The sequence below is a fragment of the Marinobacter sp. JSM 1782161 genome, from assembly GCF_011421605.1.
Lineage (GTDB): Bacteria > Pseudomonadota > Gammaproteobacteria > Pseudomonadales > Oleiphilaceae > Marinobacter_A > Marinobacter_A bohaiensis.
Window position 1 is genome coordinate 1213416 of the sequence record NZ_WSSA01000002.1, and the last position, 11930, is coordinate 1225345.

Sequence of the window (11930 nt, forward strand, 5' to 3'; positions counted from 1 at the left end):
GAGATCACCTCGACAGGAGACCCATCGCCATGAGCTGGAAAGACGACCTCCACAAACTCTCGGAATCCGTCAAGCAGCAGCGCGACGAACTGAAACTTCAGCTCCACCTGGCACGCCAGGATGTCCGCGACGAGTGGGACGATATGGAGCAATACTGGGAGCGCTTCCGCCAGAAAATGGACGAGATCCTGCACGATGCGTCCGACGCTGGCGAAGAAGCCTACCGCACCGCCCACGATGTGGGTGAAGATCTGAAACAGGGCTACCAGCGCATACGCGACCGGCTGAAGAGCTAGTCCGGATCAAGACGGGTCTTCCCGCCCCTCTCCTGCCAGCGAATCGACCGCCACAAAAAAGCCGCCTGTCTCCAGGCGGCTTGCTCACCCCGCGGACAAGGGAAGAGACGTCAGAACTCGTCGGCCGTGAGATCCATCATCGCCTCGCTGCCACTGCGGATACCCTCTGCCAGGGAAACCGTCCTGGGCAGCATCCGCTCGAAGTAGAAGCGCGCCGTCTTGAGCTTGCCGGTGTAGAAGCCGGAGGTGTCGCCTTCGGCCTTCGGCGCCGCCGCCTTGACGATACGCGCCCACATGTAGGCCAGCGCGGTCAGCCCGAACAGATCCAGGTACTCGACCGATGCCGCCCCGACTTCGTTGGGATCGTCGACGGCAGCCTCGATCACAGCTTCGGTCACGTCAGCCAGGCGCTCCAGCGAGGCCGCCAGCGGCTCCAGGTAAGGCGCCAGCGCGGCATCGCCCTGATTGGCCTCGATAAACGCGGCCACGTCCTCGGCAAACAGCTCGAAGAAGCGGCCCTCGTTGGCGACGATCTTACGCCCCATCAGGTCCAGGGCCTGGATGCCGTTCGCCCCTTCGTAGATCTGGGTGATACGCACGTCGCGGACCAGTTGCTCCTGCCCCCATTCGCGGATGTAGCCGTGGCCACCGAATACCTGCTGGCCGGTCACACAGGCATCCAGGCCCCGGTCGGTCAGGAAAGCCTTGGCCACCGGCGTCAGCAGCGCCACCATGGCGTCGGCTTTCGCCCGGTCGGCGTCGTCGTCGCTGTACTTGGCCATGTCCAGCCACTGCGCCACGTAGGTGGAGAAGGCACGACCGCCCTCGACGAAGCCTTTCATGGTCAGCAGCATCCGGCGCACGTCCGGATGAACGATGATTGGATCGGCCGCCTTCTCGGGGGCCTGTTTGCCGGTCGGTGCACGGCTCTGCAGGCGCTCCAGGGCGTATTCCCGGGCGCTCTGCAGGGATGCCTCCATGGCGCCCAGCCCCTGGATGCCCACGCCCAGGCGCTCATAGTTCATCATGGTGAACATGGCCGCCAGGCCCTTGTTGGGCTCGCCCACGAGCCAGCCCCTGGCGCCGTCGAAGTTCATCACGCAGGTGGCGGAGGCCTTGATGCCCATTTTCTTCTCGAGGGAGCCGCACGCCAGCGAGTTGCGCTCACCCAGCGACCCGTCCTCGTTGACCAGGAACTTGGGCACCAGGAACAGGGAAATGCCTTTCGGGCCTTTGGGGGCGTCCGGCAGCTTGGCCAGCACGAGGTGGACGATGTTCTCCGCCATGTCGTGCTCGCCCCAGGTGATGAAGATCTTGGTGCCGGTGACGTTGTAGGAACCGTCATCGTTGGGCTCCGCCTTGGTGCGGATGATGCCCAGATCGGTGCCGGCGTGGGGTTCGGTCAGGTCCATGGCGCCGGACCAGACACCGGAGTACATGTTCGGCAGGTATTTTTCTTTCAGCTCCTGGCTGCCGTGGGCGTCCAGCGCCAGGCAGGCCCCGGCGGTCAGCATCGGGGCGAGGCCGAACGCCATGTTGGCGCCCTGGGTCATTTCCTCATACTGGGCAACCAGGGTCTTGGGCATTCCCATGCCGCCGAACTCCGGGTTACCGCCCAGGCCGATCCAGCCCCCTTCGAGCAGCGTCTGGTAGGCTTCACGGAAACCTTCCGGCGTAGTGACCTCGCCGTCCTGCCACCGACACCCCTGCTCATCGGCTTCCCGGTTAAGCGGTGCCAGGACACCGCCGGCAATCTTGCCGGCCTCTTCCAGGATGGCGTCGGCGGTGTCGGCATCCACGTTCTCCGCCAGGCGGGGCATCGACGCCCACAGGGACGGCGCGTCGAACACTTCATTCAGGACAAAACGGATATCGCGCAACGGCGCCTGATAATCTGCCATCGATGAATTCCTCTCTGTGCGAGCGTATTCTGATCTTATGTTGTCGGGGCCGGGCCTGTTAACCCCGAACCCTCGTTGTTCTTCGTTGGAGTCACGTCCACTGGACCACTTGGACGCAGAAAGCCCGCCTCCCCGGGAGAGCGGGCTTTCCATGCCTCAGTCGCCGGCGTCCTTTAGAACGCGAAGTTGTCTTCCGGCATATCCATCAGGCTGTCAGCGCCGGCCAGCATGGATTCGGCGTGGCCTTTGGTGCGCGGCAGCAGGCGCTTGAAGTAGAAGCGTGCGGTCTGCACCTTGGCGGTGTAGAAGGCTTCCTCGCTGGTACCCTCTGCCATCGCGTCCAGAGCCACCTTGGCCATGCGCGCCCACAGGTACGCGAAGACCGCGTAACCGGAGTACATCAGGTAGTCGACCGAGGCCGCTCCGACTTCGTCACGGTTCTTCATGGCGGTCATACCAACCTTCATGGTCAGGTCGCCCCACTCCTTGTTGAGCGCCTGCAGCGGCTCGACGAATTCCTTGAGCTGTTCGTTGTCGGCGTTTTCCTTGCAGAAGACGTGAACCTGCTTGGTGAAGCCTTTCAGCGACTCGCCCTGGGACATCAGCACTTTACGGCCCAACAGGTCAAGCGCCTGGATGCCGGTGGTACCCTCGTAGATCATACCGATCCGCGCGTCGCGGACGTTCTGTTCCATGCCCCACTCGGAGATGAAACCGTGACCGCCGAAGACCTGCATACCCAGGTTAGCGGACTCATAGCCAATCTCGGTCAGGAAGGCCTTGGCGATCGGCGTCAGGAAGCCCAGCATGGCGTCGGCGGCCTTGCGCTCTTCCTCGGTCTTGCCCTGGTGCACGATGTCAGCCTGCTGCGCCGCCAGGTAGATCAGGGCACGGGCCGCTTCCGCGACGGACTTCTGGGTCAGCAGCATGCGACGCACGTCCGGGTGGACGATGATCGGATCCGCCGGGCCGTCCGGGTTCTTGGCACCGTTCAGCGAACGCATCGCCAGACGCTCTTTGGCGTAGGCCAGCGAGCCCTGGAAGCCCAACTCGGCAGCACCCAGCCCCTGGATGGCGGTACCGATGCGGGCGGTGTTCATGAAGGTGAACATGCAGTTCAGGCCCTTGTTTTCCGGACCAATCAGCCAACCCTGGGCGCCGTCGAAGTTCATCACGCAGGTGGCGTTGCCGTGGATGCCCATCTTGTGCTCCAGGGAGCCACAGGACACCGCGTTGCGCTCGCCCACGGAGCCGTCTTCGCTGGGCAGGAACTTGGGCACGATGAACAGGGAGATGCCCTTGGTGCCTTCCGGCGCGCCCGGCAGGCGGGCCAGCACGATGTGGACGATGTTCTCGGCCATGTCGTGTTCGCCGGCCGAAATAAAGATCTTGGTGCCGGTAATGTTGTAGGAACCGTCGGCATTCGGCTCGGCCTTGGAACGAAGGATGCCCAGGTCAGAACCACAGTGCGGCTCGGTCAGGCACATGGTGCCGGTCCATTCACCGCTGGTCAGCTTGGTCAGGTAGACGTCTTTCTGCTCATCGGAGCCATGCTGCTCAATGGTGTTGATGGCGCCGTGGCTCAGGCCCGGGTACATGCCCCAGGACCAGTTGGACGTACCGACCATCTCGCTCATGACGATGCCGATGGAGCTCGGCAGACCCTGGCCGCCGTAGTTGGGATCCGCGGTCATGGAGGGCCAGCCGCCTTCCACATACTGCTGGTAGGCTTCCTTGAAGCCGGTCGGCGTCTTCACGCCGTCTTCGCTCCAGGTACAGCCTTCCTGATCGCCCACCTGATTCAGCGGCGACAGAACCTGCTCACAGAACTTGGAGCCTTCCTGGATAATCGCGTCGACCATATCCGGAGTCGCGTCTTCAGCACCTTCCAGGTTGGCGTAATGTTGTTCGCTGTCCAGAAGCTCGGACATCACAAATTTAATGTCACGCAGGGGCGCTTTGTACTCGGGCATGGGTTCCACCTCGGTTATCAGTCGTGTCCGCCAGCGATGCGACGGATCACCAGCCTGGTTTTACTCGCGGGCAATGACACTGGCATTACCCATCAATTAAACAGTTGTTTGAAACATACGTTTGCAGCAGCGGATGTGTCAAGACTTAGTTACGCAATTTGTGGCGAACCGAATGAGCCGGGCAACGTCATAAAAGAGGCCCTCGGTGGGAGACAACGCGGTTATCCGGGGTTGCAGCGCGAGGTGCGGGAAATCAGGCGGAGGCCAGGAAGGCCGGGGACTGGGGCGATTCGCCGTCGGCGGCTTCGCGAGCGTCGTCCAGACGGGCGACCGAACGGTACGCCGTATCGGCTTCGCGTTGCTGGCGCGCGTTGCCTTCCGACTCCGACGCGCTGTCAGACGAGGCCGCATCCTGCTCGGAATCGGACGAGTTGGCCGACAACTCCGCCCGGGCCTGCATCAGGGTTTGCATGGCCTCGGCCGCAACCTGGCGATCCTGTGAGGAGGGTTCAGCCGGTGCCAGGGCCGCCGCGCGCACCGTGCGCATCTTGTCGATGGTGGCCTGGGGGTTGTTGGGGACCGGCGCGGTGTCGATGGGCACTTCACCGCCGATGGCGTAGTTCACGCCGTCAGGGCCTCGGGAATAGGTGAAGCTGGCCGCGCCGGCATGCTGGCCACCAACCGACTGGTGGGCAGCCTCATGGGCCCTCACTTCGCGATCACGGGCCTTGAGATCTTTCAGTTCGGCGAGTTCGGCTTCATCCAGGCGCTGTCCGTTGCGGGCCTGCGCCTGCTCGCCACGGGGAGCCGCATCCCGCCGGGATGACGATGAATCGGAAGAAGCTGACGAGTCAGAGTCGCGCGAGGATTCGGGACCGCGTGCTGCGGCGGCGGGCGTCTGGGGCGACGCCGCGCCGACCGGGAATGCTGGATTGGCACTGAGTGCAATGGACACCGCAGCAGCTCCTCTGGCAGTGCGGGTCAGGCCATGACGTCGAGGAGGGTCCCTACGGTTTCATCCGCGGTCTTCACGACCTGGGCGGATGCTTCGACACTCCGGGCATACAGCTGCATATCGACGATCGGCTCCGCCAGGCTGTTGCTGGCTTCGGCGTTGGTGCCTTGGGGGCCGTCGGTACCGGCACGGGCAATTTTGCGCGCGGACGTATCCACGCCCATCATGCCGTCCTGAATGCCCTGTATACCGATTGCGAAACTGTTGTTGATCATCATGGCTACCACGGTTTAGACCATGCCAGCATTCAAGCAAAACGCTGGTCAGATTTCAATCAAGTTTTGCAAATGTATGCATTTCGCCAGGGCCCGGGCATCGGGCTCTTCCTGCCATGGCAGCTCCCCGAGAAGCGGTGCCGGCATGTGGCTTTTCAGGTAGTCCAGATTCTCGGGCTCCATGGACATGGGCTCCGGTGAGATCCGGTTGGCCACCCAGCCCGCGACCTTGAGTCCGTCGCGGTGAATGGCCTCCACACTCAGCAGCGCGTGGCTAATACACCCCAATTGCAGCGGGACCACCAGAATAACCGGCACACCCAGCTCCTGCGGCACCCGGGCATAGGTTTCACGATCGTTGAGCGGGACACGCCAACCACCCGCCCCTTCGATCAGCATCAGGTCGGCCGAACGCATTTGCAGTCCCCGGCAAAGGCCGACCAGGCGTTGCGCGGTCAACTGCCGCCCCGCCTGCTGGGCGGCGATGTGGGGCGCAATGGCGGGCTCCAGGGCGATGGGGTTCACCTGGTCGTACGGCAGGGATTCGGTCATCGCCGCCTGCAGCGCCAGGGCGTCCTCGTTGCGCAGGCCATCCGGCGTGGTCTCGCAGCCCGATGCGATGGGCTTCATCGCGAGCGTCCGGAGTCCGGCCTCTGCGGCCGCGTGCAGCAGGGTCGCCGACACCAGCGTTTTGCCGACACCGGTGTCCGTGCCGGTCACGAAGAAAGAGTGTTTTGCCATGGTCTGACGGGTTCCTTTCAATCAATCCCGGCCGCGACGAGCCACCAGAAACCCAGCCTCGTAGCTGGCTGGCGCGGTCCCGTCCGATGCCCGGGGGTAATGTTGGTAGAGTTGCCGGATGCGGGTCGCCCCCGTCATCGACGTGCGGCGCCCCGGCGCCTTGTGGTGCGCCCCCAGGGCCTTGAGTTCACGCAGCAGGTCGGCGGGGTGGGCGTAGTCCAGGCGCAGCGTGCGCTGGTGCAGCTCGCCATGGGGGAAGACGGCCGCCAGCTTGGATCGGAGGTCCGTCGCCGACTCGAAATCGTTCACATGGGGCTGCCCCGGATCGACGGTTTCCCAGGCACTCGCCAACTCCGCCAGGGTGCCGTCGAGCAGTGTCGAACACAGCAGCCAGCCGCCCGGCCGCAACAGCCGGCGACATTCGCGCAACGCCGGCTCCGGGTCGGCACACCACTGAATCATGAGGTTGGAGAAAACAACATCCTGGCTGGCGTCCGGCAGCGGGACGGATTCGGCATCCGCCAGCAGCCAGTCGGCCTCGACGCTGCGGTGGCGCCGGGCGTACTCGAGCATCCCCGGCGACAGATCAACACCGGTCAGCCGCTGCGGGTGCAAATGCGCCTGCAGGACGGGCAGGAAATACCCGGTACCGCACCCCAGGTCCAGCACCCGGCCACACCCGACGGCGTCGGGCGGCAGCCGATCGATCAGTGCCTGCCCCATCGCCCTCTGCAACCGGGCCGCCTGGTCATAGCTCGCGGCCGCGTCACCAAAATCCCGGGCGATGACGCTCTTCCGGCCGCGCAGTGCAGACCCGGAGGGGCTAAACACCGGATCACTGACGGGCATGTTCATGATCAAACTCCTCGATTTCCCGGGCCACCCGCGACAACGCCAGACCAGTCGGCCAATGCGCCATATCAGAGATCCGCTGCCCCCCGTTTCCGTCGAAGGCCGACGCGCAGGCCGGCGGCACCAGGGCGTCCCGCTCACCAAACAGATGCCGGGTCGGCACCACCGGGTTCGCCCAGTCGTCACGCTGGTCGGTGTCCGCCAGCCATTCCAGGGTCTGTCCCAGGGTGACGTCGTCGGTCTGGGGCCCCGCGTCGAGCCAGGGTCGAAGCGACTGACGAGCGGCTTTGTCGTCCGCCAGACCATGGACCATCAGCCCCAGAAAGCGACGCCAATGGCGGGGCGCGTTCTGCGCCAGGCCCTGCCGAAAACGATCGAAGGTATCCGGCGGCATGGCGGTCGGCCAATCGTCACGGGCCACGAAACAGGGGGTCGAAGCCACGGTGATCACACCGCGAATACGATCGGGGGCCCGCCGGGCCATCGCCATGGCGACCAGGCCGCCCAGGGACCAGCCCACCAGCAACGGACGATCATCACGACCCTCCATTAAACGATCGGCCAGTTCATCCACGTTCGCGGATGGGCCCACGGATGAGGTATCCAGGCTGACGGACGTGACATCGTAGGTGCTGCCATCCACCCAGGGCTCGATCATGGACACGGGGGCGCCCCAGCCGCTGATCAACATCAGCGGACGTGTTCCGGACCTCATGCGGCCGAACCGGAAAGCAGTTGACGGCAGTCGGACAAGGCCCCCAACAGGCGATCCAGGTGGGCCTCGGTATGGGCGGCACTGAAGGTGACGCGCAGGCGGCATTCGCCTTCCGGCACCGTCGGCGGACGGATGGCCGTGACCCAGATCCCCCGAGCTTCCAGTTCACGACTCAGCGCCATGGCGGACCAGGCGTCGCCCAGCAGGATGGGTTGGATGGGGGTTTCGGACGGCATCAGGGTGAAGCCCATGGCGCGGGCTTCCCGGCGGAAACGGGCCACCAGGCGGCCCAGATGAGCACGTCGGTCATCGCCCTGCTCCACCAGACGCAGGCTGGTGCAGGTGGCCCGGGCCACCGCCGGCGGCATGGCCGTCGTATAGATGTAGGTGCGGGCTTTCTGGACCAGGTAGTCGACCATCAGCGCGGACGATGCCACAAACGCGCCGCTGGTTCCGACGCCCTTACCAAGCGTGCCGATAACGACCGGCACATCCTCAGGGCTCAACCCGAAATGCGCCACGCTGCCGCGCCCCTGGGGCCCCAGGCAGCCGAAACCGTGGGCGTCGTCCACCACCAGCAGGGCATCGTGCTCGCGGCACAGCGCGACTAGCTCCGGCAGGGGCGCCACGTCGCCGTCCATACTGAACACCCCGTCGGTGACCACCAGCTTGTGGCCGTCGGTCTCCGCCAGCATGGCCGCCAGCGCCGCCACGTCGGAATGCGGGTAACGCCGGACCCGGGCACGGCTCAGAATACAGCCGTCGATCAGCGACGCGTGGTTCAGACGGTCGGAAAAGATCGTATCACCACGACCGGCCAGGGCGCTGATCACGCCCATATTGGCCATGTAGCCGGTGGAGAAGAACACCGCCTCTTCGTAGCCGGCAAAGCGCGCCAACGCCGTTTCCAGCTCATGGTGGGCGCGGTGGTGGCCACAGATCAGGTGCGAGGCGCCACCGCCCAGCCCGGTGTCGCCCAGGGCGTTACGGGCGGCTGCAACCGCCTCTGGATGGTTGGCCAGCCCCAGATAGTCGTTGCTGCAGAACGACAGCACGTCTTGCCCATCAACCACCATGGCCGGCTGTTGTGGCGTGTCCACCACTCGTCGGGTGCGATAGAGGCCATCCTGGCGGCGTTGTTCCAGTTCAGCGCGAAAGTCCCGCACGACGACCTCAGGCAGACTGGCGTTCGGCGGCATCGTAGAACAGATGCCGGTTGCGTTCCTTTTCCATCTCGTCGATCAGGCCCGCTTCGCGTTCCTCGTCGGTGTGGGCCTCGCTGCGCTGTTCGGGACGGATGCCCAGGCGCTTGAACAGCAGGCGATCGTGATCAGCTTCCGGATTGTTGGTGGTCAGCAGTTTTTCGCCGTAGAAAATGGAATTCGCGCCGGCCAGGAAGCACAGGGCCTGCATCTGGTCGTTCATGTTCTCGCGACCGGCGGACAGGCGCACGTGGGACTTGGGCATCACGATCCGCGCCACCGCGATGGTGCGCACGAACTCGAACGGATCCAGATCCTCCACGTCTTCCAGCGGCGTACCGGCAACCTTGACCAGCATGTTGATGGGCACGCTCTCCGGATGCTGCGGCAGGTTGGCCAGCTGCAGGATCAGCCCGGCACGGTCGTCTTCGTCCTCGCCCATGCCCATGATGCCGCCGCAACAGACCTTCATGCCGGCTTTGCGCACGTTGTCCAGGGTCACCAGTCGGTCCTGATAGGTCCGGGTGGTGATGATGTGGTTGTAGTACTTCTCGGAGGTATCGAGGTTGTGGTTGTAGTAGTCCAGCCCCGCCTCGGCCAGCTCACCGGCCTCGGACTCGTTGAGCATGCCCAGTGTCATGCAGGTTTCCAGGCCCAGGGATTTGACCTGGCGCACCATGTCCAGCACGTAAGGCATGTCTTTTTTGGACGGACTGCGCCACGCAGCGCCCATGCAGAAGCGCGACGCCCCTTTTTCCCGCGCCGCCTTGGCTTCGGCCACCACCTTCTCGATTTCCAGCAGCTTTTCCTTTTCCAGGCCGGTGTTGTAGTGGCCGCTTTGCGGGCAGTACTTGCAGTCTTCCGGACAGGCGCCGGTCTTGATCGACAACAGGGTGCTTACCTGGACCTCGTTGGGATCGAAATGTTCCCGGTGCACGCTTTGCGCCTTGAAGACGAGATCGTTGAAAGGCAGGTCGAGCAAGTGGCGGATTTCGGCCAGCGTCCAGTTGTGGCGGATGGCGGATGCGGTCATGTGGGAAAGTCCTGTATGGTTCTTGGTCAGCGGCCGGAAATCGGCTCCGGCGCTTCTTCTGTTCAAGGATTGAGCACATGATAAGGACACTGCGGGAGCTGTCAACCAGACTTGGACGAAAGGTTAACGGCGCATGGACCTCGAAACATCCCTGCCCCACCTGCCTGAGCCCCACGAGCGGGCCCGGTCTGTGTTGCGGCTGCACGGCCGACCTCGATGCGAACACAACCGCCTGCGTGCAGTGCGCACTGCCCATGGATCCGGCAACGTACCAGGCCGGAGCCCAACGTTGCGGGCGCTGCCTGGCCAATCCTCCGGCTTTCGATCGGGTCCGCACGCCCTGGCTGTACGCGTTCCCGGTGAACCGCCTGATCGGCCGTTTCAAGTATCGGGGGGAACGTGTATACGGAAGGCCGCTCGCGGAAATGCTGGCCGAGCAGTTGGCCAATACCGGCACCTGCTATCCAGACTGTCTGCTCCCCGTTCCCATGCATGCCGAACGGCAACGCCAGCGGGGTTTTAATCAGGCGGAGGAAATTGCCTTCTGGCTTTCGGATCGGCTGACGATTCCGGTACGCAGGAACGGCCTGACCCGCACCCGGCAAGCCGACCCGCAATCCGCCCTGTCACGGCGCCAGCGCCAACGCAACCTGCGCGGCGCCTTCCGGGTTCAGGGCAGCCTGCCCGCGCATGTCGCCGTGGTGGACGACGTGGTGACCACCGGCGCCACCATCGATGAGATTGCCCGCATCCTGAAACGCGCCGGCGTGGAGACGGTTGAGGTCTGGGCCCTGGCGCGAACGCCGGTCACCCCGCTGACGACACGTTAAGACGCTCACCCACGCGGCGGGCCAGGGCCAGACTGGCAGTCAGCCCCGGCGATTCGATACCCAGCAGGTGGACCACACCGGATAACCCGTGGGTGCTTTCGTCCTGGATCAGGAAATCGTGAAAACCCGAGTCGGCCGGCCCCAGTTTGGGGCGAATGCCCGCGTAGGCCGGTTGCAACCGTTCCGGTTCAAGGCCCGGCCACCAGCCCTGAATCGAGCGGACGAACGCCGACGCACGGGCCAAGTCCACCCGATAATCCACCGACCCGATCCATTCGACGTCCGGACCAAAACGGGCCTGGCCAGCCAGATCCAGCGTCAGGTGGACTCCCAGCCCGCCCGGCTCCGGCACCGGGTAGACCAGCGTATCGAACGGGTGACGCCCGCTGTAGCTGAAATAGACGCCCCGGGCGTAGTACTGGGCCGGGCTCACCGCCTCCGGATACCCGGACCAGCGCGCCAGGAGATCGATCGCGTCCAGCCCGGCGGCGTTCACCACGCGCGGTGCGGACAGTATCGTGGGCGATTCGCCGCCCACCACCACCCGGTGAGGACCGCAATCGCGATCGGACGTGACCGATTCCACCGGCGCCCGGCACACCAGCATGCCCCCGGCCGCTTCAAAATCCGCCAGCAGCGCCAGCATCAACTGATGGCTGTCGACGATACCCGTGGTAGGCGAGAACAGTCCGGCGCTGGCCCGCACGTCCGGCAGGGCGCTGTGGACCTGCCCGCTATCAGCGGTTTCCAGGGGCACATCGCACGCCTGCGACCGTCGGACGATGGCCTCCAGCGCCGCCTCCTGCTCCGGCGCGGTGGCAATGATCCACTTGCCGGTACGGCGATGCGGGATCCGGCGGGACGCGCAATAGTCGTACAACGCCTGCTTACCGGCGATGCAGGTAGCGGCCTTGAGCGATTGCGGCGGATAGTACAGACCGGCGTGAATCACCTCGCTGTTGCGCGAGGACGTGCCTTCCCCCCAGTGCGGACCGGCTTCGAGCAGCACCACCTCCTGCCCCGCCTGTGCCAACTCCCGTGCGCAGGCCAGGCCGATCACCCCGGCACCGATCACGACGGCATCAACCGAAAAGACGTCTTCTGTCATTGTTCCACCCGGCACCTCTGTGACCATTCCATACAACGGCTACCCGATT

The 11930-nt window shown here is 64.6% G+C and carries 12 protein-coding genes; 2 read left to right on the forward strand and 10 right to left on the reverse strand.

Annotated elements, in window-relative coordinates:
* Positions 1–29: 29 nt before the first annotated feature.
* Positions 30–296 carry a hypothetical protein gene (locus tag GQB00_RS05350; RefSeq protein WP_165855452.1) on the forward strand — a complete coding sequence of 89 codons (267 nt, stop codon included), beginning with the start codon at positions 30–32 and terminating at the stop codon, positions 294–296.
* Between the two features lie 110 nt (positions 297–406).
* Here the strand turns inward: GQB00_RS05350 and GQB00_RS05355 are convergent, their stop codons facing one another.
* From GQB00_RS05355 to bioB, 9 genes are all read right to left on the reverse strand, one after another.
* Positions 407–2197: an acyl-CoA dehydrogenase C-terminal domain-containing protein gene (locus tag GQB00_RS05355; protein WP_165855453.1), complete on the reverse strand. Its 1791-nt coding sequence runs from the start codon at positions 2195–2197 to the stop codon at positions 407–409.
* A gap of 173 nt (positions 2198–2370) precedes the next feature.
* Positions 2371–4170, reverse strand: a complete 1800-nt coding sequence (locus GQB00_RS05360; protein ID WP_165855454.1) for an acyl-CoA dehydrogenase C-terminal domain-containing protein — start codon at positions 4168–4170, stop codon at positions 2371–2373.
* A 253-nt stretch (positions 4171–4423) separates the two neighbouring features.
* A complete protein-coding gene (locus GQB00_RS05365; RefSeq protein WP_323127249.1) occupies positions 4424–5125 on the reverse strand; it encodes a putative metalloprotease CJM1_0395 family protein in 702 nt (233 codons plus the stop codon).
* 26 nt (positions 5126–5151) lie between these two features.
* A complete protein-coding gene (locus tag GQB00_RS05370; RefSeq protein WP_111496801.1) occupies positions 5152–5400 on the reverse strand; it encodes a flagellar basal body rod C-terminal domain-containing protein in 249 nt (82 codons plus the stop codon).
* A gap of 48 nt (positions 5401–5448) precedes the next feature.
* On the reverse strand, positions 5449–6141 hold the full coding sequence (gene bioD, locus GQB00_RS05375) for a dethiobiotin synthase (RefSeq protein WP_165855455.1): 693 nt from the start codon (positions 6139–6141) through the stop codon (positions 5449–5451).
* 21 nt (positions 6142–6162) lie between these two features.
* Positions 6163–6996 (reverse strand): malonyl-ACP O-methyltransferase BioC, encoded by an 834-nt coding sequence (gene bioC / locus GQB00_RS05380; protein WP_228276671.1) that lies wholly within the window; start codon positions 6994–6996, stop codon positions 6163–6165.
* Complete coding sequence (locus GQB00_RS05385; RefSeq protein ID WP_165855456.1) at positions 6977–7708, reverse strand: alpha/beta fold hydrolase; 732 nt, start codon at positions 7706–7708, stop codon at positions 6977–6979. The genes bioC and GQB00_RS05385 overlap by 20 nt, the downstream gene beginning before the upstream one ends.
* The gene (gene bioF, locus GQB00_RS05390) at positions 7705–8874 is read right to left on the reverse strand and encodes an 8-amino-7-oxononanoate synthase (protein ID WP_165856537.1); all 1170 of its coding nucleotides are present in this window, start codon (positions 8872–8874) and stop codon (positions 7705–7707) included. Before bioF ends, GQB00_RS05385 begins: the two co-directional genes overlap by 4 nt.
* Positions 8875–8881: 7 nt before the next feature.
* The gene (gene bioB, locus GQB00_RS05395) at positions 8882–9943 is read right to left on the reverse strand and encodes a biotin synthase BioB (RefSeq protein WP_165855457.1); all 1062 of its coding nucleotides are present in this window, start codon (positions 9941–9943) and stop codon (positions 8882–8884) included.
* A 254-nt stretch (positions 9944–10197) separates the two neighbouring features.
* On the opposite strand from bioB, the gene GQB00_RS05400 reads away from it, so the two are divergent.
* Entirely contained in the window at positions 10198–10773 is a 576-nt protein-coding gene (locus GQB00_RS05400) for a ComF family protein (RefSeq protein ID WP_165855458.1), read from the forward strand.
* Here the strand turns inward: GQB00_RS05400 and GQB00_RS05405 are convergent.
* Positions 10751–11881, reverse strand: a complete 1131-nt coding sequence (locus GQB00_RS05405; RefSeq protein WP_165855459.1) for an NAD(P)/FAD-dependent oxidoreductase — start codon at positions 11879–11881, stop codon at positions 10751–10753. The genes GQB00_RS05400 and GQB00_RS05405 overlap by 23 nt on opposite strands.
* Positions 11882–11930 lie beyond the last annotated feature (49 nt).